We start from the raw sequence: 24,475 nt of genomic DNA on the forward strand, positions 1-24,475 counted from the left end.
CGGATCAGGCGGTGAAGCGGATCCGGCGGCGACGGGCCACCACGAACAGCACCGCGCCGGCGGTGAGCAGCAGCGCGGCGCCGCCGACGATGGCGCCGGCGGCCGGGCGGGTGACGGGCAGGCCGCCACCCTGGCCGGAGCAGTCGTCCGGCTGGGTGTACGGGATGGTCTCGGCGTCCTCGACCACGTCGTACTTCACCGTGACCTTGAGGCCCGGGTAGGCGTCGAACTCGACCGAGCTGGTCTTGCCGGGCTCGGACGCGAGCGTCCTGGTGACGCCCTTCTCGGTGGTCAGCGTGGCGGTGAACGGCGCGCCCTGGGCCGGGTTCTCCACGACGAACGTCATCGAGTCGCAGTCCTGGTCCAGCTTGAAGATCGGCTCCGCCGGCGCGGCGGACGGCGACGGCGGGGTGGACGGGCTCGGCGGGAGGGACGCCGACGGCGTCGGGGTCGGCGAGGCCGGCGTGCTCGGCGTGGGCGTGGGACTCGGCGGCGTGCTGGGCGACGGCGACGGGCTCGGCGTCACGCAGTCGCGGGCCGGGCGGGCCGTCACGGTCCGCTCGCCCTCGTGCGACTTGCGGCCCCGGTCCCAGTGCGCCCCGACGGTCAGCTTCAGCTCCGGAATCGCGCCGGCGAACGTGTGGGTCTGGGTGCCGGTGAGCGTGCCCTTGCCGGCCGGCTTCAGCTCGGCGCCGACCGCCAGGTCCCCGCTGACCGGGCCGGGCACTGTGGACACGAGCTTGGTGATGCGGCCGGAGATGTCGGTCTCGCTGCTGGTCACGGACCAGGTGACGGTGACCGCGCCGTTCGGGGTGGCGCAGTAGCTGCCGGACGGCTCGGGGTGGTGGGCGGCGGCCGGGCCGGCGACGGTGGCGACGCCCGCGAGGCCGAGCAGCGTGCCGGCGGTGAGGGCGGCGGCACGCCGGAGGTGGAGACGATTCACGCCTGCTCCTGACGAGGGGGAGGATGGGAGAGACCGGGCGGAGGGGCCGGAGCCGCGCGTCCGTCCGGCAATCGGGCCAGACCCTAGCGAGATCGACAGTGCGGGCGTTACCGAGATCGACGGGTCGTAAAGGGTCCGTTATGAATCCGAGATCATTGATGTACGTCGAGTCACCCGGCGTCACCTCGGGTGCTCGATCCACCCCGGCGCGCGGGTCGCGTAGCGTCGGGGCATGCGCAGGGAGCGACGGTGACCCGGATCGTGGCCGGCACGCTCGGCGGGCGGCGGATCGCCGCGCCGCCCGGCGCCGGCACCCGGCCCACCTCCGACCGGGTCCGGGAGGCGCTGTTCAGCGCCGTGCACTCGCACGTCGACCTGGACGGGGCACGTTTCGCCGACCTGTACGCCGGTTCCGGCGCGGTCGGCCTGGAGGCGCTGTCCCGGGGCGCCGCGCACGTGCTGCTCGTCGAGTCCGACGCGCGTGCCGCCCGGGTGATCCGGGAGAACATCGCCGCGCTCCGGGCCGCTCCCGCCGCGCGTCTGGTCACCGGCAAGGTCGCCACCGTGCTGGCCGCCGGTCCGGCCGACGGCCCGTACGACGTGGTCTTCGCCGATCCGCCGTACGCGGTGCCGGACGCCGAGATCACCGCGATGCTGACGGCGCTGGTCGACGGCGGCTGGCTCGCCCCGGACGCCCTGGTGATCGTCGAGCGGTCCAGTCGTTCCGGATCGGTCACGTGGGTGGAAGGTGTCACTCCGGAGCGCAGCAGACGTTACGGCGAGACCACTCTTTGGTACGGTCGCCGATCATGAGACGTGCGGTCTGCCCGGGCTCGTTCGACCCGGTCACCAACGGTCACCTCGACATCATCGGCCGGGCGAGCCGGCTGTTCGACGAGGTGATCGTCGGGGTGCTGGTCAACCAGTCGAAGCAGGGCCTGTTCACGGTCGAGGAGCGGATCGACATGCTCCACGAGGTCACCGCCTCGTACGACAACGTCCGGGTCGAGTCGTTCCGCGGTCTGCTCGTCGACTTCTGCCGGGCGCAGCAGGCGAGTGTGCTGATCAAGGGCCTGCGGGCGGTGAGCGACTTCGACTACGAGCTGCAGATGGCCCAGATGAACATCGGCCTGGCCGGCGTGGAGACGCTGTTCATGCCGACCAACCCGCTCTACTCGTTCATCTCGTCCAGCCTGATCAAGGACGTGGCGAAGTGGGGCGGCGACGTCTCCGCCCACGTCCCCGACCTGGTCCGGGAGCAGCTGGCCACCCGCCTCCGCCCCTGACCCACCCGGAGTGGGCGGCGACGGCGGCCCGGGGCGACGCGCCGGGTGGGGCGGGTGGGGCGTGGGTGGCTCGGGCGCGACATGATGTGTGCAGCGCCGAAGCCGGGCGCAGGCCGCATCATGGAGGGCGGCCGACGAAGACAGGAGTGAGGTACCGGTGGACCCGCTCGATCGCATCGACGAACTGATCGCCATGGTGGAGCAGGCCCGCTCCGTCCCGATGTCGCGCAACAACTGCATGGTCGACCGGGGCGAGATGATCGCCGCGCTCGACGAGTTGCGCGCGGAGCTTCCCGCCGACCTGCGCCGGGCCGCCGCGCTGCTGGAGGAACGGGACAAGATCATGGAGGCCGGCAAGCGCGAGGCCGACCGGATCATCAGCGAGGGTGAGGCGGAACACGCCCGGCTGGTCTCGGTCAACGAGATCACCGTCTCGGCCGAGCACGAGGGCGCGCGGATCATCGCCGAGGCGCGGGCCGAGGCGCAACGCCTCCGCGAGGAGGTGGACGACTACGTCGACACCGCGCTGGCGAACTTCGAGCAGTTCCTCACCCGGGCGCTCGCCTCGATAGAGCGCGGCCGGGACAAGATGCACGCGCTGCGCGAGATCGGCACCTTCGCCGGGGACGAGCCGGACCGCCCGCTACCCTTCTGAGCGGCGCGCGGGCCGGTCGCCGACAGCCGGCTGCCGCCGAGCCGGAGGTCCGCCCCCGGTTCGACGGTCCGCCGCCAGGCAGGTAACCTTCTTTGTCGGCCTCTCATCGGCCGGAGTCTGACTATGCCCAAACACTCGCCAAGCACACTCGACCCCAGGTCGCCGCTGGTCCTCGACACGAGGGAACTGCCGCGCCGACCTGGAGCGTTGCGTACGCACAAGCGGGTCGTGCCGGCACCGGCGGACCTCGGCGTGGAGTTGATCAGTGTGCCGGAGGGCGCGGACCTCGACCTCGACCTGAGGTTGGAGTCGGTGTCCGAGGGCGTGCTCGTCTCCGGGACCGTCACCGGTCCCGTCAAGGGCGAGTGCGGCCGCTGCCTGCGCGAGATCGACGAATCGTTGGCCGTGACGATCCAGGAGCTGTACGCGTACGAGAACAGCACCACGGACGACACGACCGATGAGGACGAGGTGGGCCGGATGCAGGGCGATCTGATCGACCTGGAGCCGGCGTTGCGGGACGCGGTGGTGCTGGCGCTGCCGACGAACCCGCTCTGCCGGGAGGACTGCCCAGGCCTGTGCCCCGACTGCGGGGTGCACTGGGACGATCTGCCGGCCGATCACAGCCATCAGCAGGTCGACCCGCGTTGGGCGAGCCTGACGCAACTGACCCGTACAGAGGAGTAAGAACCGTGGCCGTCCCCAAGCGCAAGATGTCGCGCAGCAACACCCGCGCCCGCCGGGCGAACTGGAAGGCCTCGGCGGTGGCGACCGTGGCCTGCCCGCAGTGCAAGTCGGCCAAGCTGCCGCACGCCGCCTGCTCCGTCTGCGGCACCTACAACGGCCGTCAGGTCCTCGAGGTCTGACGCGGACGCCGAGTGACGTCCCCGACCACCGGTCGGGTGACGCGCGCACCAAGGCTCACGCCCGGTGCCCCGGCTCCCTCCACCGCCGACCGGCCTCCGGCCGGCGGGCCGGCGGAGCCGGGCACCGCGCGGATCGCCGTCGACCTCCTCGGCGGGGACGATGCTCCCGCCGTCGTGGTTGACGGCGCTCTGCGAGCGGTACGCACTGATCCCGCCCTGCACCTGATGCTCGTCGGCCCGATCGAGGTGGCCGGCGAGCTGATCGGTGCGCTCGACCCGGCGCAGCGAGCCCGGGTCACGGTCCGCCCGGTGCGGACCGCCGTCGGCATGGCCGACCATCCCACCGCCGCCCGCGGCGAGAGCACGGTACGCACGGCCGTGCAGGCCGTCCGCGACGGCCTCGCCGACGCCGTGGTCTCCGCTGGCTCGACCGGCGCCACAGTCACCGCCGCCGCGCTCGGCCTCGGCCGCTGGACCGGGATACGCCGCCCCGCGCTCGTCGCCACGCTGCCCGCCGTCGAGGGGCCCGTGGTGCTGCTGGACGTGGGCGGCACGCTCGAACCCGGCCCCGCCACGCTGACCCGGCACGCCGTCCTGGGCGCCGCCTACGCGGCAGTGGCGCACTCCGTCACCGCGCCCCGCGTCGGGTTGCTCTCCGTCGGGCACGAGACCGGCAAGGGCGACCGGCTGCGCCGCCACACCGATCCCGCGATCGCCGCCCTGGCGCTGCCCTGTGACGCGCGCTACGTCGGCCTGGTCGAGGGGTACGACATCTCCCTCGGCGCCCGCGCCGACGTGGTGGTGACCGACGGCTTCACCGGCAACGTCCTGCTGAAGGCCATCGAGGGCGCGTACGCGATGGCCGGTGGCCCTCCGCCCGGCGGCGGCGCGCCCCGCGCCGCCGCCCTGCTGGGGGTGGGCGGCACCGTGGTCGTGTGCCACGGCGCGGCCGGCTCCGAGGACGTCGCCTCGGGCATCGCCCTGGCCGCTCACCTGTGGCGCCGCGACGCCGCCGGAACGGTCCGCGCCCTGCTCGCCGACGTTGCGCACGAACCCGCACCTGACCGACACGACACCGAGGTAGCACCATGACCAACGACAAGCGGCGGCGTGCTCCCGTCGGCCACCTGGAGGCGGCCTTCGGAGTGTCGCTCGACCCGGAACTGCTGGAACGCGCGCTGACCCACCGCTCGTACGCGTACGAGAACGGCGGCCTGCCCACGAACGAGCGGCTGGAGTTCCTGGGCGACTCGGTGCTCGGCGTGGTGATCACCACTGCGCTGTTCCACAACCACCCCGACCTGCCCGAGGGTCAGCTGGCGAAGCTGCGCGCCAGCGTCGTCAACATGCGGGCGCTCGCCGACGTGGCGCGTGGCCTGGGCCCGGACGGGCTGGGCGCGTACCTGCTGCTGGGCAAGGGCGAGGAGGCCACCGGCGGGCGGGACAAGGCGAGCATCCTGGCCGACACGCTGGAGGCGCTGCTGGGCGCGATCTACCTCCAGTACGGCCTGGACACCGCGGCCATCGTGATCCACCGGCTCTTCGACCCGCTGATGGCCGAGTCGGCGGGCCGGGGCGCGGCGCTGGACTGGAAGACCAGCCTCCAGGAGCTGACCGCGGCGCTGGGGCTCGGCGTGCCGGAGTACCGGATCGAGGGCACCGGACCGGACCACCTGAAGACGTTCACCGCCTGGGTGGTGGTCGCCGGCAACCGCTACGGCGGCGCGGAGGGGCGCAGCAAGAAGGAGGCCGAGCAGCGCGCCGCCGAGTCGGCCTGGCGGATGATCACCGAGCGGGCCGAGGCCGAGGCGGCGGGGGACGAGACGGCGGGGCAGGACGAGACGGCGGACGTCGAGGCGGGCGCCGGCCGTGCCTGAGCTGCCCGAGGTCGAGACCGTCCGGGTGGGACTGGCCCAGTGGGTGATCGGCCGGCGGATCGCCGCCGTCGAGGTGCGCCACCCCCGGGCGGTACGCCGGCACGCGCCGGGCGGCGCGCACTTCGCCGACGTGCTCGCCGGGCGGACGATCACCGGCGTACGCCGCCGCGGCAAGTACCTCTGGCTGCCGCTGGACAGCGGTGACGCGGTGATCGGCCACCTCGGCATGTCCGGCCAGTTGCTGTTGCAGCCGGTCGGCGCGGCCGACGAGCTGCACCTGCGGGTCCGGTTCCGGTTCGCCGACGACGGGCCGGAGTTGCGCTTCGTCGACCAGCGCACGTTCGGCGGGCTGTCCGTCTCCGAAGGCGGGGCGGAGCTGCCGGCCGAGATCGCGCACATCGCCCGCGATCCGATGGACCCGGAGTTCTCCGACGAGGCGTTCGTGGCGGCGCTGCGCCGCAAGCGTACGGAGATCAAACGCGCGCTGCTCGACCAGACGCTGATCTCCGGGGTGGGCAACATCTACGCCGACGAGGCACTGTGGCGGGCGAAGCTGCACGGCGCCCGCCCGGCCGACGCGCTCACCCGCCCGGCCGCGCTGCGGCTGCTCGGGCACGTCCGGGACGTGCTCGCCGAGGCGATCAAGCAGGGCGGCACCAGCTTCGACGAGCTGTACGTGAACGTCAACGGCGAGAGCGGCTACTTCGACAGGTCGCTGAACGCGTACGGCCGGGAGGCCGAACCCTGCCCGCGCTGCGGCGCGCCGATCCGGCGGGAGGCGTTCATGAACCGGTCCTCCTACAGCTGCCCGCGATGCCAGCCGCGGCCCCGGGGCACCCTCCGGGGTTGACCCCGAGCCGATTCGGGGTTGCGCCGGTGTGCATCGCCCGACGGTCCCCGGAGACGCGCCGGAGCGTACCCGGAGATGCCCTTTTCCGCCCGGTCCGCGCGGCCGGTTCCGGCCGCGCGGACCGCGCCCGCCGGATCGGGGACGAGCGGGGGCCGTTCCCCGATGCCGGGGCCCCGCCTGCTGCCTAGCGTCATCTGGGGTCGGCGCAGGGCCGGCATCAGGAGGGTGGAACCCGGAACATGGGCAGGCGACCGGTGACCGTGCGGCTGGCACGGTGGAGTGCGGAGCATCCGTGGCGCGCGATCGCGTTGTGGGTGGTCTTCGTGGCGGTGTGTTTCGTGGGCGGCAGCGCCGCCGGGCTGAACGAGGCGACCGACGAGGATCAGGCGATCGGCGAGTTCGGACGGGCACAGCTGATCGTCGACAGTGGCGGGTTCGACCGGCCGGCGACCGAGAACGTGCTGATCACCGCCCGCTCGGGTTCGCTCGACCAGACGGCGGCGAAGGCCGCCGCGCAGGACGCGGCCGACCGGCTGCGGCAGGTCGACGGCGTGGCGTCGATCGGTACGCCGATGCCGTCGCGCGACGGCAGCGCGCTGCTGGTGCCGATCACCATGTCGGGCGACCCGGGCACCGCCGGGGACCGGGTGCAGCCGCTGCGGGACACCACCGCGAAGGTGCAGGACGCGCACCCGCAGCTGCGGGTGGAGCAGGTCGGCGGCCCGTCGATCGACAAGGCGCTCGACGACACGCTCGGCAAGGACTTCAAGCGCGCCGAGCTGCTCAGCCTGCCGGTGACGCTGGCCATCCTGATCATCGCGTTCGGCGCGCTGATCGCCGCCGGTGTGCCGGTGCTGCTGGCACTCTCCTCGGTGGCCGCCGCGATGGGCCTCTCCACGCTCGCCTCGCACCTGGTGCCGGCCACCGACACCACCGCCAGCGTCATCCTGCTGATCGGTATGGCGGTCGGCGTCGACTACTCGCTGTTCTACGTGCGGCGGGAGCGGGAGGAACGAGCGAAGGGCCGCTCCGGTCTGGACGCGGTGGAGATCGCGGCGGAGACCTCCGGGCACGCCGTGGTGGTCTCCGGCACCGCCGTGATCATCTCGATGGGCGGTCTGCTGCTCGCCCAGGACGCGATCTTCTCCTCGCTGGCCGTCGGCTCGATCCTGGTGGTGGCGGTCGCGGTGATCGGCTCGCTCACAGTGCTGCCGGCGCTGCTGGCGAAGCTGGGCCGCTGGGTGGACCGGCCGCGGGTGCCGCTGCTGTGGCGCATCACCGCGCCGCGCACCGGTCAGTCGGCCCGGCCCCGGTTCTGGCCGGCGGTGCTCAAGCCGGCGCTGCGCGCGCCGGTGGCGACGCTGCTGATCTCGGTGGCGCTGCTGCTCGCGCTGGCCGCGCCCGCGCTCGGCATGAAGCTGAAGTTCCCCGGCCCGGAGGACGTGCCGCGCACCACCGCCGCCATGCAGGCGTACGACCGGCTCACCGCGGCGTTCCCGAGCAACGGCACCAGCCACACGGTCGCCGTGCGGGCGCCCGCCGAGCAGGCCGACCGGGTACGGGCCGCGCTCACCGACCTGGCCGGCCGGACCGCCACGGACCCGCTCTTCGCGCCGGCCGAGGGGGACGGCCCGGAGATCCAGGTGTCGGTGGACCGGCGGGTGTCGGTGCTGGAGGTGGCCACGCCGCACGCCAGCCGCTCCGACGAGGCGTCCCGGTCGCTGCACGAGCTGCGCGAGGACCTGGTCCCGGCCACGCTCGGCGGCATCCCGGGCGTGGAGTACGCGGTCGGCGGCGGCGTGGCCGCCAGCGAGGACTACGCCGCCCACATCTGGGCGAAGCTGCCGATCGTCGCCGCGTTCGTGCTGGCGCTGACGTTCCTGGTGATGGCGTGGACGTTCCGGTCGGTGGTGGTGGCGCTGACCTCGATCCTGCTGAACCTGCTCTCCGCCGGGGCCGCGTACGGGCTGCTGGTGCTGGTCTTCCAGAGCACCTGGGCGGAAGGGCTCCTCGGCTTCACCTCGATGGACGCGATCGTCACCTGGCTGCCGCTGTTCCTGTTCGTGGTCCTCTTCGGCTTGTCGATGGACTACCACGTCTTCGTGGTCAGCCGGATCCGTGAGGCGGTCGACCGGGGCATGCCCAACCGGGAGGCGGTGGCGCACGGCATCACCTCCTCGGCCGGGGTGGTGACCAGCGCCGCGGTGGTGATGGTGGCGGTGTTCTCCATCTTCGCCACGCTCAGCATGATCGACTTCAAGCAGCTCGGCATCGGCCTGGCGGCGGCGATCCTGCTGGACGCCACGATCATCCGGGCGGTCGTGCTGCCCTCGGTGATGACGCTGCTGGGTGACGCGAACTGGTGGGCGCCACGCTTCATGCGCCGCCGTACGGTCGTCGCCCCGGCGGTGGAGCCGCCGCCCGCCCCGGCCCCGGAGCTGGTCGGCGCCCGCTGATTCCGGGTCCGGGCGCCGGTCCGCGCGGCATGTCCGTCGCGGCTTGACATTCGGTCCGGACCGTGCTGGCGGCTGAGACGGCATCCCCTAGTGAGCGATATACCTGAGAGTCATAATTATGACTCTCAGGTATATCGCTTTTGCGTACATCTCTTGAGCCATGGCGTCACGCAGAGTGTCGGCACCTCCGTGGCCGTATCGGCCCAGGTGGCCGGGGACGGGGGCGTCACGGCAGTACGCAGGGGTCCCGCCAGGCGTCCAGTTGCCGGTCCTTGCGGATCGAGGCGAAGCCGTAGCCGACCGAGGTGACGCAGAAGTCCGCCGACTCACCCGTGTACTCGACGTGGAAGACCGGCTTGCCGGCGTCGACGAACGGCAGCAGCTTCGCGCACTCGCGGCGGCGTACGCACTCCTGGTTGACCGCGAAGTCGAAGTCGGGCGCCAGCGCGGCCACCTGCGCCACGTCGTCGACCAGGCCGGGGGAGAGGTCGAGCTTGCGGGCCAGCCCGGCCAGCCGCCGGTTGAACAGCAACTGGTCGTCGAAGTCCAGCGGGAAACCGGAGCGGTACCGGTAGCCGTCCGCGTCGGCCAGCGCCACCGCGCCGAAGCCCTTGCCCCGGCACAGCCGGAACCGGTCGGCCAGCACCGGTGACAGCGCGTCCCAGCGCCGTACGTCCAGGAAGCGGCTCCCCGGCCGTCCGGGCACGGCGGCGCCGCGTACGGCGGCGGGGAAGCGGGTGGCGTCCGGATCGTCGGCGGCGTTCGTGCCGACCCGGACGTGGCAGACCAACCGGCGGCCCTGCTCGCGCAGCGCGGCGGTCTCGGTCGAGGTGGTCGCCACCGGGTCGAGGAGGAAGACGTCGGCGTCGGCCGTGACGTCCACCGGGGAGGTGAGCTGCCACTGCCACCGCCACCTGTCGGCCTGCGCGACCGGCCCGGGCGTGGGCGCGCCGGGCGGCGTGATCGGCCGCCGGCAGGCCGGCGCCGGGACGAGCAGCGCCGCGGTCAGCGCGAGCGCCACGCCCCGGCGCGGGCCACGTCGGCGGACGCGGGCCGGCCGGGCGCGCGGCACGGCCCACCCCGGCCGGATCCGCATCGACGACTCCCCGGACGCGGGCGGCCCGACGCCGCCCCCGACCGGTCAACGAGCGCCGGGCCCGTCACGACGCGCGGTCAGCGCGGCGTGCCGAAGACCTGCGTCCAGTACGGCCCGTTGCTGCGCGCCAGACCCATTCCGATCTGGGTGTACCCGCAGTTGAGGATGTTCTTCCGGTGCCCCTCGGAGTTCATCCAGCCGTCCATCACCTCGGCCGCGCTCTGGTAGCCCCAGGCGACGTTCTCGCCCACCATGCTGTAGTTGTAGCCGGCGCGCTTCACCCGGTCCCAGGGCTTGCTGCCGTCACTGCCGTTGTGGTCCATCTTCTTGTGGTCCGCCTGGTCCTGGCTGTGCCGCTGGGCGGCCAGGTTCAGCTTGGCGTTAACGGTCAGCGCCTTGCAGCCGGCCTTCGCCCGCTCCTGGTTCACCAGCGTGACGACCTTCTGGAGTTCCGCGCTCAGCGCGGTAGTGGCGGTGGCCTTGGTGGCCGCGGTGCCGCCGCCGCTCGGGGCGCTGCTGCGCTCCTGCTGCCGCGACGGCGCGGTGCTGCGGCTCGGCTGCGGGGTGGCCTTCTTCGACGGGCTCGGCGCGGCGGTGGTCGGTACGGCCGACGGGCTGGCCGACTCGGCAGCGAGCGGGTCCGCCGGGCTGTCCCCGGCGTCCTCTGGCGCCTGCGGCCCGGCGGCCACCGGAGCGTCGGCGGAGGTGCGCTTCGTGCCCTGGTCGTCGCCGGGCAGCAGGACGGCGCCCACGCCGAGACTCACCACGAGCGTCGCCGCGGCCGCGGCCCCGCCGATCACGAGCGGCCGGGAAAGGCGCCGCTTGCGGCGTCGCGGCTCGTCGGCCGGGATGTCGTCCGCCGGCTGCCAGGTCGCCGCGGGCTGCTCCCAGCCACCGGCCGGCGGCTCCTGGCCGTGCCACGCCTGCTCCTGGCCGTGCCAGGCGGCGGTGGGCTGTTCCTCGCCGTTCCACCGGTCGCGGGGCGGCGGGTAGGAGCCGGCCGGCTCGGCGCCGTAACCGGCGGGGCCGTAGCCGGCGGGCGGCTGCTGCTGCCCTCCGTCGCCGAAGAGGTACGACGACCGCGGCTCGGGCCGGTCGCTGAGCCACGCCGGACCCTCGTCGGTCGACGGCTCGGGACGCCGGCGGGCGCCCTCCGGTTCGATCGGGTCGTTCCAGCGGTACACGCCTGTCCCCTCCACGGGTTGGTTACGGGCCGGGGTGACGCTACGGGCGCGCTCGGAGCTGCGGCAACGTGGCTAAGAAAGAGTTAAGGCGAAGCAGCCCCCGAGGATGAGGCGTTCACACATTTCCGGCGTACAGTAAAGGCGTCCGGACAGAGCGTGTCCGCGCCTTGTGGCAGCCCCCCGGCGAGTGGCCCGGCCGACGTGGAGATGATCTACGGCCTTGGTCAACTTGACGAAGGAGGGGGTTTCGGCTCAATATAGTGGTGTCGCCAGTCGCGCCCAGCCATGCCCCGATACAGCGGGAATGGTAGCCGCGAACATCATGGGCGCGCGTTGGCCGGCCTTTCCGGCAGCGCACATCAAGGAGTTCAGCATGGCGAAGGCCCTCTACGGCCACGTAAGCGCAGCGCCCGACCGGCGCCTGCTCGACGAGGTCACCCGTCTGCGTGCCAGGGTTCAGGCACTGGAGTTCGAGATCACGCGTCTGCGTGCCGACAACGATCGGCTCGCGGCGGCAGCGGCGGAGGCCGACGACCTCCTCCGTCTGGCCGAGCCCGCGCTGACCTGATCTCCAGTCGCCGGAAAACTGAATCGCACCACGCCGAAAAGCGCGCCGACACTCAAGTGCCGGCGCGCAGCCATGTGCGTACCCCTTTTCGCCGTTCCCGCCGTAATTCTCGATCTTGCGAAACCGCCCGGAATTGCGTCCGGTAATTGTGATCATGCATTTCCGTTCCCACCGCGACGGCCGGGCGGAAAGCGGACACCGCAGGTGCCGGGTGGGTCGCGTGGCGGCGACGTCGCGGTCCCGGGTTAGTCTGCGGGTTCACCAGGTCCGCGCAGCCGGCGACGGTACGGCGGCCACCGGACGAGGATCGAGAAGGTGCATCTCAAGAGCCTGACGGTGAAGGGGTTCAAGTCCTTCGCCTCCGCCACGACGTTGAAGCTGGAGCCCGGGATCACCTGCGTGGTGGGCCCGAACGGCTCCGGCAAGTCCAACGTCGTCGACGCCATCGCCTGGGTGCTCGGCGAGCAGGGCGCGAAGGCGCTGCGCGGCGGCAAGATGGAGGACGTCATCTTCGCCGGCACCGCCGGACGCGCACCGCTGGGCCGGGCCGAGGTCACCCTCACCATCGACAACACCGACGGCGCGCTGCCGATCGAGTACACCGAGGTCTCCATCACCCGCCGGATGTTCCGCTCCGGCGAGAGCGAGTACGAGATCAACGGCGACTCCTGCCGCCTGCTCGACATCCAGGAGCTGCTCTCCGACTCGGGCATCGGCCGCGAGATGCACATCATCGTCGGGCAGGGCCGGCTCGACGGCATGCTGCACGCCAAGCCGGAGGACCGGCGGGCATTCATCGAGGAGGCGGCCGGCGTCCTCAAGCACCGCAAGCGCAAGGAGAAGGCGCTGCGGAAGCTCGACGCGATGCAGACCAACCTCAACCGCCTGACCGACCTCACCGCCGAGCTGCGCCGCCAGCTCAAGCCGCTGGGCCGGCAGGCCGAGGTGGCCCGTCGCGCCGCCGCGATCCAGGCCAACCTGCGCGACGCCCGGCTGCGGCTGCTCGCCGACGACCTGCACACGCTGCGGACCACACTGGACAAGGAGATCGCCGACGAGACCGCGCTGCGCGAGCGGCGCGAGCTGATCGAGGCCGAGCACGGCGAGGTGCAGGGCCGCCTCGGCGAGCTGGAGGCGGCGCTGGCCGAGGACGCCCCGCTGCTCGCGGCGGCGCAGGACACCTGGTACCGCCTCTCCGCGCTCCAGGAACGGTTCCGCTCGATCGAGCAACTGGCCCGGGAACGGCTGCGTCACCTCAGCGCCGCCGGCGACGATGAGCGTCCCGGCCGCGACCCGGAACAGCTGGAGGCGGAGTCGCGGCGCGTCCGCGAGCAGGAGGAGGAGCTGCGCGCCGCGCTCACCGAGGACCAGATCCGGCTGGCCGAGGCGGTCGAGCACCGCCAGGAGCTGGAACGCCAGCTCGCCGCCGCCGAGCGGGAACTGGTCGCCGCCGCCAAGGCGATCGCCGACCGGCGCGAGGGACTGGCCCGCCTGACCGGCCAGGTGAACTCCGCCCGGGCCCGGACCACGAGCGCCGGCGAGGAGATCGAACGGCTCGCCGCCGCGCACACCGACGCGATGGGCCGGGCCGAGAAGGCGCAGGCCGACCTGGACGCGGTCGCCGAGCAGTCGACCGAGGCCGACCGGGACAATGCCGACCTGGACGCCCGGCACGACGAGGCGGTGGCCGTACACGAGCGGGCCCAGGCGGCGGTGCGCAGCCTGACCGACGGGGAGCGCGCCGCGGAGAAGGACGCCGCCACCTGGAAGGCCCGCGAGGAGGCGCTCGCGATGGGCCTGCGCCGCAAGGACGGCGCCGGTGAGCTGCTGGCCCGCGCCGACCAGGTTCCCGGCCTGCTCGGCAGCCTCGCCGGGCTGCTCACCGTCGCGCCCGGTGACGAGGCGGCGCTCGCCGCCGCGCTGGGCGGGCTCGCCGACGCGGTGGCGGTCAGCGGCGTGGACGAAGCGGTCGAGGCGATGCGGCTGCTCAAGATCTCCGACGCCGGCCGGGCCGGGCTGCTGGTCGGCAGCCCCGCCGGGCCGGGCATGGACGGCTCCGCGGACGCGCTGCGCCCGAAGCTGCCCGAGGGCGCCCGCTGGGCGCCCGACCTGGTGGAGTGCTCGGCCGAGATCCGGCCGGCCGTGCACCGGGCGCTGCGCGACGTCGCGCTCGTCGACGACCTGGCCGCCGCGTCCGCGCTCGTCGTTGCGAACCCGGAGCTGCGCGCGGTCACCCCCGACGGCGACGTGGTCGGGGCGTACGCGGCGGCGGGCGGGTCGGCAAAGGCGCCCAGCTTCATCGAGGTGCAGGCCGCCGTCGAGGAGGCGCGGGCCAACCGCGCCACCGCCGAGCGGACCGCCGCCGAGCTGCGCGAACAGCTCGCCGAGGCGCGCGCCGAGGTGGCCGCCGCCAAGGAGGCCGTGCAGCACGCCGCCGCCGCGAAGCGGGAGGCGGAGAGCCACCGCAACGCCGCCGCGCGCCGCCTCGCCGAACTGGGCGCGGCCGCCCGGTCGGCGAAGGCGGAGACCGACCGGCTCGGCGAGTCCCGGGCACGCGCCGAGGCGGCCCGGGAACGGGACCTCGCGGCGCTGGCCGAGCTGGAGGAACGGCTGCGGCTGGCCGAGGCGACCCCGATCGACGCCGAACCGTCCACCGAGGAACGCGACCAGCTCGCCGCCATGGTTCCGCAGGCACGGCAGAACGAGATGGAGGTCCGGCTCGCGGTGCGTACCGCCGAGGAGCGGGTGGCCACGATCGCCGGGCGGGCCGACTCGCTGGCCCGGCAGGCCACCGCCGAACGCGCGGCGCGGGAGCGCGCCGCGGCCCGGCGCGCGGCCCGCGCCCGCGGCGCCCAGATCGCCCGGGCCGTGGTCGGCGGCGCCCGCGAGGCGCTCACCCGGCTCACCGTCTCGATCGCCCGGGCCGAGGAGCACCGCGACGCCGTCGCCCGCGAACGCGCCGCCCGCGAGGCCGAGCTGTCCGAGGTACGCGGCGCGGCCAAGCGCCTCGCCGCCGAGCTGGAACGGCTCACCAGCCAGGTGCACCGCGACGAGGTGGCCCGCGCCGAGCAGCGGATGCGTATCGAGCAGTTGGAGGCCAAGGCGGCCGAGGACTTCGGCCTGGACGTGGCGACGCTCGTCGCCGAGTACGGCCCGGACCGGCTCGTCCCGCCCACCGACGCGGACGTGGCGCTGGCCGAGAAGGACGGGCGGCCAGTGCCGGAGCCGGTCCGCTACGAGCGGCCGGTGCAGGAGAAGCGGGCCGCCAAGGCGGAACGGGAACTGGCCCTGCTGGGCAAGGTGAACCCGCTCGCGCTGGAGGAGTTCGCCGCGCTGGAGGAGCGCTTCAAGTTCCTCTCCGAGCAGCTGGAGGACCTCAAGGCCACCCGGCGCGACCTGCTCACCGTGGTCAAGGACGTGGACGACCGGATCCTGGAGGTCTTCGCCAGCGCGTTCGAGGACACCGCGCGGGAGTTCGAGCAGGTCTTCACGGTGCTGTTCCCCGGCGGCGAGGGCCGGCTCGTACTCACCGACCCGGAGGACCTGCTCACCACAGGCGTCGAGGTCGAGGCCCGGCCGCCGGGCAAGAAGATCAAGCGGCTGTCGCTGCTCTCCGGCGGGGAGCGGTCGCTGACCGCCGTGGCAATGCTCGTGGCGATCTTCCGCGCCCGGCCCAGCCCGTTCTACATCATGGACGAGGTGGAGGCGGCGCTCGACGACGTGAACCTGGGCCGCCTGATCACGCTGCTGGCACAGTTGCGGGAGAAGAGCCAGCTGATCGTGATCACGCACCAGAAGCGGACCATGGAGATCGCCGACGCGCTGTACGGCGTGACCATGCGCGCCGGTGTGACCCAGGTGATCAGCCAGCGGCTCAACCGGGCCGACGACGAGGAACAGGTGACGAGCGAGTGAGTCGGGAACGCGCTACGGCGCTCCTGGTGGACTTCGACGGCGTACTGCGCCGCTGGGATCCGGCGGTGGCCGCCGGCGTCGAGCGGGAGTACGGGCTGACCGAGGGCGTCCTCGGTGAGATCGCGATGTCCTGGGGTCTACTCCAGCCGGTGCTGACCGGCCAGGTCAGCCACGCCCAGTGGATGGTGAGCGTGGCCGACGCGCTGACCCCCGCGGTCGGCGCGGACCGGGCCCGTGCGGCGGTCCAGGAGTGGCAGAGCTACCGCGGCGAGGTGGACCCGGAGGTGCTGGCGTTCGTCCGCGAGGTGCGGGCCGCGGGCATCCGGGTGGGTCTGGGCACGAACGCCACCGACCTGCTCGACGCCGACCTGGCCGCGCTTGACCTGACCGACGAGCTGGACGTGATCGTCAACTCCTCTGTCGTCGGCGTGCACAAGCCGGCGAAGGAGTACTTCCAGGCCGCCTGCGAGGCGCTGGAGACGCCACCGGGGCGGGTGCTGTTCGTCGACGACGAGGACCGTTCGGTGGCCGGTGCCCGGGTGGCCGGGCTGTCCGCCCACCGCTGGAGCGGCCCGGCCGACCTGCGCTACCTGCGGGCGGCGCTGGCGTACTGATCCGGCTCAGGCGCCGGTGACGCCGTCGATGCGTTCCCGGATCAGGTCGGCGTGGCCGTTGTGCCGGGCGTACTCCTCGATCATGTGGACGTAGACCCAGCGGAGGCTGACGTCGTTGACGGTGTCGCCCCGGCGATGGCGGAAGGTGTGTTCCAGCGGCAGGCCGGCGCCCGCCTCCCGGGCCGCCTCGATCTCCGCGCGCAGCGTGGCGAACGCCTCGGCCGGGTCGGCGTCGGCGACGTCGTTGTGGTCGGCGTCCGGGTCCACGCTGTAGTCGTAGAGCGTCGGCACGTCCTGGCCGGCGGCGCGGATGCGGAACCACCACCGCTCCACGTCGGCCATGTGCCGGACCAGGCCGAGCAGCGTCAGCCCGGAGGGCTCGACACTGCGGGTACGCAGTTGCTCGGCGGTGAGTCCGGCGCACTTGTGCACCAGCGTGTCGCGATGGTGGTCGAGCCAGCCTTCGAGCATGGTGCGCTCGTCGGCGACGTAGGGCTCGTGGCGGCGGTCGATCTCAGGCACGGTCCAGGTCATGGGCGCAGATGTTAAGAGGGGCCCCCTGCACAACGCGAGGCGTTAACAGGGGGCCCTTCCTTTCAGGGCCGGGATCGCCTCGGCCTTCTCGGGCCCGGCGGGGACCGGCTCGGCGTTGGAGCGGCGCAGCGGGACCTCCCGGATGAGGACCACCGCGATCAGGGCGAGCAGCCCGAACGGGGCGGCGGCCAGGAAGATGTCACCGGCGGCGTGCCCGTACGCGGCCTCGACCACGTCCCGGATCGGCCCGGGCAGCGTGTGCACGTCGGGCAGGCCGCCGCCACCCGAGCCGGAGGCGGGGACGCCGAGGCGGCTTAGCCCGTCGGCCAGGTAGCCGGTGACCCGGTGCCCGAGGATCGCGCCGAGCGCGCTCACGCCGATCGCGCCGCCGAGGCTGCGGAAGAAGGACACCACCGAGCTGGCCGCGCCGAGTTCGTCCGGGCGGACCGTGTTCTGCACGGCGAGCACCAGGTTCTGCATGCTCATGCCGACGCCGAGACCGATCAGCGCCATGAACACGGCCAGGCGCCAGTACGGCGTGTCGGCCCGCATGGTGCCCATCAGCGCGAAGCCGGCGGTGAGCAGCACCGAGCCGATGACCAGCCAGCTCTTCCAGCGGCCGGTGCTGGTGATGATCCGGCCGACCACCGTCGAGGAGACCAGCAGGCCGCCGATCATGGGCAGCGTCATCAGGCCGGACATGGTGGGGCTGGCGCCGCGGCTGATCTGGAAGTACTGCCCGAGGAACACCGAGGCGCCGAACATGCCGACGCCGACGGCGATGCTGGCGATCACGGCGAGCGTGATGGTGCGGTTGCGGAACAGCCGCGGCGGGATCATCGGGTCTGCGGCGCGCTTCTCGACCCGGACGGCGAGCGCGCCGAGCAGCGCGGCGCCGGCCACCATGGCGCCGCTGGTCCAGGAGATCCAGTCGTACTTGTCGCCGGCCAGGGTGATCCAGACCAGCAGCAGCGAGACGGCGGCGGTGATGAGGGTGGCGCCCCACCAGTCGATTTTCACGTCGCGCTTGACCACCGGCAGGCGCAGTGTCCGCTGGAGCACGATCAGGGCGAGTACGGCGAACGGCACGCCGACGTAGAAGCACCAGCGCCAGCCGAGCCAGGAGGTGTCCACGATCACGCCGCCGATCAGCGGGCCGCCGATGGTGCCGACTGCCATCACTGCGCCGAGGTAACCGCTGTACCGGCCGCGCTCGCGCGGGGCGATCATCGTCGCCATGATCACCTGGGCGAGGGCGGTGAGGCCGCCCGCGCCGACGCCCTGCACCACCCGGCAGGCGATCAGCTCGCCGGTGGTCTGGGCCTGCCCGGCGAGCACCGAGCCCAGCACGAAGACCACCAGGGAGATCTGGACCAGCAGCTTCTTGCTGAACAGGTCGGACAGCTTGCCCCAGATGGGCGTGGTCGCGGTGGTCGCCAGCAGCGTCGAGGTGACCACCCAGGTGTACGCGGACTGGCCGCCGCGCAGGTCCGTGATGATCCGCGGCAGCGCGTTGGAGACGACCGTGGAGGAGAGGATCGCGACGAACATGCCCAGCAGCAGGCCGGAGAGCGCCTCCAGGATCTGGCGGTGGGACATGTCGACGGCGGTCGCCCGCGCGGGCGCAGTCGCCTGGGTCATCGTGGATTGCCTCCGGAGCGGGGGAGAAAGGTTGCCTTGGGCAACCGTAGAAGCCGTTGCCTTGAGCAACAACTCTTGCCGGGTCGGGTTTGTTCCCCCTCGCCGGAAGATCAGAACGACTCGTTGAAGCGGTGCATCAGCCGGGCGAGGTCCGCCACGTCCTCTTTCGGCCAGCTCTCCAGCGAACGCCTGATCTGTCCGAGTCGCGCCGCCCGGGCCGCGTCGAACCGCCGGGTGCCCTCCTCGGTCAGGCTCAGCTGGGCCGCCCGGCGGTCGGTGGGGTCCGGGTCGCGGCGTACCAGGCCCAGCGCCTCCAGCCCGCCGATCTGCCGGCTCAGCGTGCCCTTGCCGATGCCCAGCTTGACGGCCAGGTCGGTGAGCCGGATCGACCCCGACCGCCGCAGCCAGAGCAGCAGGCCGTACGCGTTGGGCTCCAGGTTCGGGTGGACCTCGCGGGCGATCTCCCAGGACAGCGCCCGGCCGCGGCGCAGCAACGCGGTCAACTCGTGCTCCACGGCGCGCAGCGTCTCGTCCACGCTCAGAGGGTACTCAGTCCCCGTCGCTGAGTTGCTGTTGCGCCACCGGGCGCAGCTCGCCCTCGCTGGTCGTGCCCTCGATCACCACGGCGGCCTCACGGCCCCGGTGGGTGAGAGTGGCCACGGCGTTGCCGAAATAGGGCCCGGCCAGCTTCCGCCAGCGCACCGGCGGGCGGCGTACCCCGGCCGCACGGGCCAGCGCCCGGGTCGCCCCGGCCGGGCCGGGATTCCAGCCCAGCGTCATCAGCGGGCGCATGCCGGCGGGCACCTGGTTGTGGATCGGTGAACAGGTGAGCTGGTGCACCGGCGTGCGGACGTCACGGTCGGCGAACCGGGCCCGCGCCACGTACGAGTGGTGCACGTCCCCGGAGAGCACGCTGATCGACGCCGGTCGGGCGTACGCCGGCCCGGCGCCCACCCGCGCACCGGTGCGCGGCGCGGTGCCGCTGCCCAGCCGCGCGAACAGCTCGCCCAGCGCCTCGAACGAGCGCCGGAACGCCGCCCAGTGCTCCAGGTCCAGGGCCCGGCGGATCTGCTCGGAGATCCGGGCCACCCAGGGCCGGCCGGAGTCGGCCAGGCGCTCGTTCCACGCCTCGACGTGGTGGATACCCGGTGGCAGCAGCCACGGCAGCGAGCTGCCCACCACCAGGTGGTCGTACTCGCCGTGCGCCTGGTCGAGGAACCACGACCACTCGCCCGGCGGCAGCATCGCCCGGCTGCCCGGCAGGAGCACCCGGCTGGACCGGTTGTCCAGCATCACCAGGCGGGTGCGGCCCAGGTCCAGCGCGTAGCTCCACTGGTACTGCACGGCCCGCCAGCGCTCGGTGTCGTGCGCCAGGTCGGCCTCCTTGTCGACCCGCTCGCCGAACTCGTGCAGCACGCCGGTGGCGTCCTCGGCGGCGATGACCTTCGCGTACACCGGGTCGGCGGCGATCTCGTCCGGGCTCAGGTTGCCCAGGTGCTGGTAGACCCAGTAGGAGGCGAGGCCGCTGCGGATCCGCTCGGCCCACCACGGCTGCTCGCGCATGTCCGCGCGCCACGACTGCGAGGTGTTCCAGTCGTCGATCACCTCGTGGTCGTCGAAGATCATCACACTCGGCACGGTGGAGAGCAGCCAGCGGATCTCCGGGTCACGCCACGACTCCAGGTAGAGCTTCGTGTACTCGTCGAAGCTCACCACCTGCGTCGCCGGGGCGTCCTTCGGCCGCTTGCGGCGGCGCTTGAGCAGCCGCCGCACGGTCGGCGAGGTCTCGTCCGCGTACACCTGGTCGCCGAGCAGCACCAGCAGGTCGGGCAGCACGGCCTGCTCGGGCGCGGCCATCACCCGCCGGGCGTACGCGTCGAGCGCGTCCGGCGGCAGCTTGCGCGCAGTGGAGTGCTGGGTGGTCTCCCGGCAGGAGCCGAACAGCAGCCGCACCGGCTGGTCGGCGTCGTCGAGCGCGCGGGTCCGGATCACGCTGGGCGGGAACGACGAGTCCGGCAGCGGCCACGCCACCTCGTCGTCGATCAGCACCTCGTAGGTGGTGGCGCTGTCCGGGGTGAGCCCGGTCACCACGACGATCGCGTAGTGGTGGTCGTACGCGGAGAAGGTGGGCGCGCTGCCGGTGGCGCCGTCGGCGGTGCGGACGGTGACCACGGCGGGCGAGCTGGTCTCCACCCAGACGGTCGCCCGCGTGTCGACGACCCGGCGCAGCAACGGGCCGATGAGCAGGCGGGAACCGGGCACGACATCCACCTCCGACAAGATCGTTTCGGCTGTTCCCTACCCGGCCGGCGGTTGCGGTACGCCTTCCGGTGTGAGCGTACCCGCAGGTTGTTCGCGTGCCGAGGCGGTGAGTGGGACGCCGTCGCCGGCATCTGACAGGATTTCGGGCATGACGGAATACCTCCTCGTCGCTCTCGCCCTGCTCGGCGTGCTGATCATCGGCGGCCTGAGCCTCGTGGTGCCCCGGCTGCGCCGGCGGCCGGAGCCTCCGCTGCCGCGCACGGAGGTCGACACCCGGGCCGAGGAGGACCTGGCCGGCCCGCCGGTCGAGGCCCCGGAGGCGGACCTCACCACCGGCGTGGTGGTCGAGGTGCCCCCGGTGGAGGCGCCCCCGGTCGAGGTGCCGGAGCCGACCGCCGGCCGGCTGGTCCGGCTGCGCTCGCGGCTGTCCCGCTCCCAGAACGCCTTCGGCAAGGGCCTGCTCGGCCTGCTCAGCCGCGACCGGCTGGACGAGGACACCTGGGAGGAGATCGAGGACAGCCTGATCACCGCGGACGTCGGCATCGACTCCACCCGGGAGATCGTCGACCGGCTGCGCGAGCGGACCCGGGTGCTCGGCACCCGCACCGGGGAGGAGCTGCGCGCGCTGCTCGCCGCCGAGCTGGTGAACGCGCTCGACCCGAGCCTGGACCGCTCGCTGCGGACCGCCCCGAAGGAGGGCGTCCCCGCGGTCGTGCTGGTGGTCGGCGTGAACGGCGCCGGCAAGACCACCACCTGCGGCAAGATCGCCCGGGTGCTGGTCGCGGACGGCCGCAGCGTGCTGCTCGGCGCGGCCGACACGTTCCGGGCCGCCGCCGCCGACCAGCTGGAGACCTGGGGCAGCCGGGTGGGCGCGGAGACGGTCCGCGGGCCCGAGGCCGCCGACCCGGCCAGCGTCGCGTTCGACGCCGTCAAGCGCGGCATCGACACCGGCGTGGACACCGTGCTCATCGACACCGCCGGCCGGCTGCAGAACAAGATCGGCCTGATGGACGAGCTGGGCAAGGTCAAGCGCGTCGTGGAGAAGCACGGCCCGATCGACGAGACGCTGCTGATCCTCGACGCCACCACCGGCCAGAACGGGCTGGAGCAGGCGCGGGTCTTCACCGAGGTGGTCAACGTGACGGGCGTGGTGCTGACCAAGCTCGACGGGACGGCCAAGGGGGGCATCGTGATCTCCGTGCAGCGCAAGCTCGGCATCCCGGTCAAGCTGGTCGGCCTCGGCGAGGGCAAGGACGACCTGGCCCCGTTCGACCCGGCGCAGTTCGTCGACGCGCTGCTCGGCACCGAGCCGCTCGCCCGGGACGCGTAACCTCTCCCGTGACGACTGACGATCGCGCCTACGCGGGGTGGCGCGACCCCAGCCACCCGTCGCCACGCCTCGGGAGACCGTACGTGACTTCGCAGGAGATCCCGCTGCACGGCGGGAACGTGAGCACAGTGGTCCGTGTCGGAGACACGGTCCGGCGCAACGCCGGCCCGTGGACGCCCTCCGTGCACGCGCTGTTGCGCCACCTGGAATACGTCGGCTTCACCGGCGCGCCCCGCGCGCTCGGCATGGACGAGCGCAACCGCGAGGTCCTGTCGTACCTGGAGGGGGAGTGCGGGGAGTACCCGCTGGCCCCGCACTGGGTCACCGACGAGGCCCTGGTCACGGTGGCCACCATGCTGCGGATGTTCCACGACGCGCAGTACGGCTTCACCCCGCCGCCCGGCGCGGTCTGGCGCTCGTTCGGGCCGCCCCCGCCGGACACTGAGGTGATCTGTCACCACGACGCCGCGCCGCACAACGTGATCTGGCGCCCGGACGGCACGCTCGGGCTGATCGACTTCGACCTCGCCTCGCCCGGCGCCCGCATCTACGACGTGGCGTACGCGGCCTGGACCTGGGTGCCGATCTTCTCCGACCGCGACTCGGTGACGCTGGGCTGGAAGCGCCCCGACCGGCCGCGCCGGCTGCGCCTGTTCGCTGACGCGTACGGGCTGATCCCGCGCGACCGGCACCGGCTCATCCGCACCATCCGCAAGCGCATCGTCGACCACGTCGAGGGCATCCGGCGGATGGCCGCCGCCGGTGAGCCGGCCTTCGTCCGGATCGTCCACAAGGGCCATTTGCGTCGCCCCATGCGCGACCTGCGGCTGCTCGACTACGAGCGGCACCAGTTGGAGTACGCGCTCCGCTGAGCAAGATCGGCGTTCTTCACACGCCGGAAACAACCCGTCACGTGTCGGAAATCGCGGGGTGTCGCTGAAGGAAACAGCCGGCGACAAAGCTTCCGCGCAACCGGCTGACGGGCGATGCTGCCAGGTCTTCAGTCGGAGGGAGGAATACGACAACGAGAGGAGGCAGCGTGGAGATCGACACCGGGAACACTGCCTGGTTGCTTGTCTCGACTGCCCTCGTGCTGCTCATGACCCCCGGTCTCGCGCTGTTCTACGGCGGCCTGAACCGGTCCAAGGGCGTTCTGAACATGATGATGATGAGCTTCTCGTCCATCGGGCTCGTCAGCATCCTGTGGCTTTTCTACGGCTTCACCGTCGCCTTCGGCGAGGGCGGCAAGTTCTGGGGTGACCTCGGTCAGTACCTGGGCACCAAGACGTTCGTCGGCGAGAACGACCTGTGGGGCGAGACCGGAATCCCGATCTACGTCTTCATCGCCTTCCAGATGATGTTCGCGGTCATCACCGTGGCGCTGATCAGCGGCGCGCTCTCCGACCGGGTGAAGTTCGCCGGCTGGCTGCTGTTCGCGTTCGGCTGGGCGACCCTGGTCTACTTCCCGGTCGCCCACATGGTCTGGGGCGGCGGGCTGATCGGCGGCGACATCGGCGCGCTGGACTTCGCCGGTGGTACCGCCGTGCACATCAACGCCGGCGCCGCGGCGCTCGCGCTGGTGCTCGTGCTCGGCAAGCGGGTCGGCTGGCCGCGCGAGAGCATGAAGCCGCACAACGTCCCGATGGTCGCCCTCGGCGCCGCGCTGCTGTGGTTCGGCTGGTTCGGCTTCAACGCCGGCTCCGAGTTGACCGCCGACGGGGTCACCGCGCTGGCGTTCATCAACACCCAGGTCGCCACCGCCGCGGCGCTGCTCGGCTGGATCGTGGTGGAGTGGGTGCGTGACGGCAAGCCGACCCTGGTCGGCGCCTCGTCCGGCGCCATCGCCGGTCTGGTCGCCATCACCCCGGCCTGTGCGTTCATCACCCCGGCCGCAGCGGTGCTGCTGGGCGTGGTGGCCGGCGCGGTCTGCGCCCTCGCGGTCGGTCTGAAGTACCGGCTCGGCTACGACGACTCCCTCGACGTGGTCGGCGTGCACTTCGTCGGCGGCTGGATCGGCTGCCTCTGGATCGGCCTGTTCGGCACCGCCTCGGTGAGCTCGCTGGTGGAGACCGACGGCCTGTTCGTCGGCGGCGACGCCAGCCTGCTCGGCAAGCAGGCGATCAGCGCGCTGATCGTCAGCGTCTACTCCTTCGTCGTCGCCTACGCTCTCGGCTTCGTGATCGACAAGACGATCGGCCTCCGGGTCTCCGCCGAGGCCGAGGTCGACGGCATCGACATCGCCGAGCACGCGGAGAGCGGCTACGACCTGTCGCCCACCACGGGCAGCGGCGGTGGCGCGTTCGCGATGGCCGGGATCGGAGCCGGCAAGCCCGGCGCGGAGCCCGCCGCCGAGTCGGACGAGTCCGCGCCGGTCAGCGAGAAGGTCGCCGGTTAACGT

At 72.7% G+C, this 24,475-nt stretch carries 22 protein-coding genes; 15 read left to right on the top strand and 7 right to left on the bottom strand.

Annotation, left to right across the window (positions count from 1 at the left end; translation table 11 throughout):
• Nucleotides 1–4 precede the first annotated feature (4 nt).
• Entirely contained in the window at nt 5–943 is a 939-nt protein-coding gene (locus tag BAW75_RS14560) for a cell wall anchor protein (RefSeq protein ID WP_104113905.1), read from the bottom strand.
• 249 nt (nt 944–1,192) lie between these two features.
• Between BAW75_RS14560 and rsmD the strand changes: the two genes are divergently transcribed.
• The 9 genes from rsmD to BAW75_RS14605 all read left to right on the top strand — a co-directional run bounded on the left by rsmD (nt 1,193) and on the right by BAW75_RS14605 (nt 8,933).
• Complete coding sequence (gene rsmD, locus BAW75_RS14565; protein WP_069087646.1) at nt 1,193–1,756, top strand: 16S rRNA (guanine(966)-N(2))-methyltransferase RsmD; 564 nt, start codon at nt 1,193–1,195, stop codon at nt 1,754–1,756.
• Complete coding sequence (gene coaD, locus BAW75_RS14570) at nt 1,753–2,229, top strand: pantetheine-phosphate adenylyltransferase (RefSeq protein WP_043325944.1); 477 nt, start codon at nt 1,753–1,755, stop codon at nt 2,227–2,229. The genes rsmD and coaD overlap by 4 nt, the downstream gene beginning before the upstream one ends.
• 157 nt (nt 2,230–2,386) lie before the next feature.
• The gene (locus tag BAW75_RS14575; RefSeq protein WP_043325943.1) at nt 2,387–2,884 is read left to right on the top strand and encodes an SPFH domain-containing protein; all 498 of its coding nucleotides are present in this window, start codon (nt 2,387–2,389) and stop codon (nt 2,882–2,884) included.
• 123 nt (nt 2,885–3,007) lie between these two features.
• Nucleotides 3,008–3,571: a YceD family protein gene (locus tag BAW75_RS14580; RefSeq protein WP_043325942.1), complete on the top strand. Its 564-nt coding sequence runs from the start codon at nt 3,008–3,010 to the stop codon at nt 3,569–3,571.
• A gap of 5 nt (nt 3,572–3,576) precedes the next feature.
• Entirely contained in the window at nt 3,577–3,750 is a 174-nt protein-coding gene (gene rpmF / locus BAW75_RS14585) for a 50S ribosomal protein L32 (protein WP_030500827.1), read from the top strand.
• A gap of 132 nt (nt 3,751–3,882) precedes the next feature.
• Complete coding sequence (locus BAW75_RS14590; protein ID WP_176722757.1) at nt 3,883–4,842, top strand: phosphate acyltransferase PlsX; 960 nt, start codon at nt 3,883–3,885, stop codon at nt 4,840–4,842.
• Nucleotides 4,839–5,627, top strand: coding sequence for a ribonuclease III (gene rnc, locus BAW75_RS14595; RefSeq protein ID WP_043325941.1), 789 nt, complete (start codon nt 4,839–4,841; stop codon nt 5,625–5,627). The genes BAW75_RS14590 and rnc overlap by 4 nt, the downstream gene beginning before the upstream one ends.
• Entirely contained in the window at nt 5,620–6,477 is an 858-nt protein-coding gene (gene mutM, locus BAW75_RS14600) for a bifunctional DNA-formamidopyrimidine glycosylase/DNA-(apurinic or apyrimidinic site) lyase (RefSeq protein WP_104113906.1), read from the top strand. The genes rnc and mutM overlap by 8 nt, the downstream gene beginning before the upstream one ends.
• Before the next feature lie 239 nt (nt 6,478–6,716).
• On the top strand, nt 6,717–8,933 hold the full coding sequence (locus BAW75_RS14605; protein WP_104113907.1) for an MMPL family transporter: 2,217 nt from the start codon (nt 6,717–6,719) through the stop codon (nt 8,931–8,933).
• Nucleotides 8,934–9,159: 226 nt separating this feature from the next.
• On the opposite strand, the gene BAW75_RS14610 is transcribed toward BAW75_RS14605, so the two are convergent.
• Together BAW75_RS14610 and BAW75_RS14615 are read right to left on the bottom strand one after the other, a co-directional pair.
• Nucleotides 9,160–10,029 (bottom strand): endo alpha-1,4 polygalactosaminidase, encoded by an 870-nt coding sequence (locus BAW75_RS14610; RefSeq protein ID WP_104113908.1) that lies wholly within the window; start codon nt 10,027–10,029, stop codon nt 9,160–9,162.
• Nucleotides 10,030–10,106: 77 nt separating this feature from the next.
• The gene (locus BAW75_RS14615) at nt 10,107–11,213 is read right to left on the bottom strand and encodes a CAP domain-containing protein (RefSeq protein WP_104113909.1); all 1,107 of its coding nucleotides are present in this window, start codon (nt 11,211–11,213) and stop codon (nt 10,107–10,109) included.
• 373 nt (nt 11,214–11,586) lie between these two features.
• Here BAW75_RS14615 and BAW75_RS14620 point away from each other — a divergent pair, with 373 nt between their 5' ends.
• From BAW75_RS14620 to BAW75_RS14630, 3 genes are all read left to right on the top strand, one after another.
• Nucleotides 11,587–11,781 carry a hypothetical protein gene (locus tag BAW75_RS14620; protein WP_013284566.1) on the top strand — a complete coding sequence of 65 codons (195 nt, stop codon included), beginning with the start codon at nt 11,587–11,589 and terminating at the stop codon, nt 11,779–11,781.
• 315 nt (nt 11,782–12,096) lie between these two features.
• A complete protein-coding gene (smc, locus tag BAW75_RS14625) occupies nt 12,097–15,696 on the top strand; it encodes a chromosome segregation protein SMC (RefSeq protein WP_104113910.1) in 3,600 nt (1,199 codons plus the stop codon).
• Nucleotides 15,693–16,310, top strand: a complete 618-nt coding sequence (locus BAW75_RS14630; RefSeq protein WP_043325934.1) for an HAD-IA family hydrolase — start codon at nt 15,693–15,695, stop codon at nt 16,308–16,310. Before smc ends, BAW75_RS14630 begins: the two co-directional genes overlap by 4 nt.
• Nucleotides 16,311–16,316: 6 nt before the next feature.
• On the opposite strand, the gene BAW75_RS14635 is transcribed toward BAW75_RS14630, so the two are convergent.
• The 4 genes from BAW75_RS14635 to BAW75_RS14650 all read right to left on the bottom strand — a co-directional run bounded on the left by BAW75_RS14635 (nt 16,317) and on the right by BAW75_RS14650 (nt 20,747).
• Nucleotides 16,317–16,844: a DinB family protein gene (locus BAW75_RS14635; RefSeq protein WP_104113911.1), complete on the bottom strand. Its 528-nt coding sequence runs from the start codon at nt 16,842–16,844 to the stop codon at nt 16,317–16,319.
• A gap of 42 nt (nt 16,845–16,886) precedes the next feature.
• Nucleotides 16,887–18,485 carry an MDR family MFS transporter gene (locus BAW75_RS14640; protein ID WP_104113912.1) on the bottom strand — a complete coding sequence of 533 codons (1,599 nt, stop codon included), beginning with the start codon at nt 18,483–18,485 and terminating at the stop codon, nt 16,887–16,889.
• Nucleotides 18,486–18,595: 110 nt separating this feature from the next.
• On the bottom strand, nt 18,596–19,021 hold the full coding sequence (locus tag BAW75_RS14645) for a MarR family winged helix-turn-helix transcriptional regulator (RefSeq protein ID WP_043325928.1): 426 nt from the start codon (nt 19,019–19,021) through the stop codon (nt 18,596–18,598).
• Between the two features lie 13 nt (nt 19,022–19,034).
• A complete protein-coding gene (locus tag BAW75_RS14650) occupies nt 19,035–20,747 on the bottom strand; it encodes an alkaline phosphatase D family protein (protein ID WP_104113913.1) in 1,713 nt (570 codons plus the stop codon).
• 148 nt (nt 20,748–20,895) lie between these two features.
• On the opposite strand from BAW75_RS14650, the gene ftsY reads away from it, so the two are divergent.
• From ftsY to BAW75_RS14665, 3 genes are all read left to right on the top strand, one after another.
• The gene (gene ftsY, locus BAW75_RS14655; RefSeq protein WP_104113914.1) at nt 20,896–22,077 is read left to right on the top strand and encodes a signal recognition particle-docking protein FtsY; all 1,182 of its coding nucleotides are present in this window, start codon (nt 20,896–20,898) and stop codon (nt 22,075–22,077) included.
• An 8-nt stretch (nt 22,078–22,085) separates the two neighbouring features.
• Nucleotides 22,086–22,949: an aminoglycoside phosphotransferase family protein gene (locus BAW75_RS14660; RefSeq protein ID WP_174537508.1), complete on the top strand. Its 864-nt coding sequence runs from the start codon at nt 22,086–22,088 to the stop codon at nt 22,947–22,949.
• 227 nt (nt 22,950–23,176) lie between these two features.
• Entirely contained in the window at nt 23,177–24,472 is a 1,296-nt protein-coding gene (locus BAW75_RS14665) for an ammonium transporter (protein ID WP_231915538.1), read from the top strand.
• Nucleotides 24,473–24,475 lie beyond the last annotated feature (3 nt).

It is taken from the genome of Micromonospora chalcea (assembly GCF_002926165.1).
Lineage (GTDB): Bacteria > Actinomycetota > Actinomycetes > Mycobacteriales > Micromonosporaceae > Micromonospora > Micromonospora chalcea.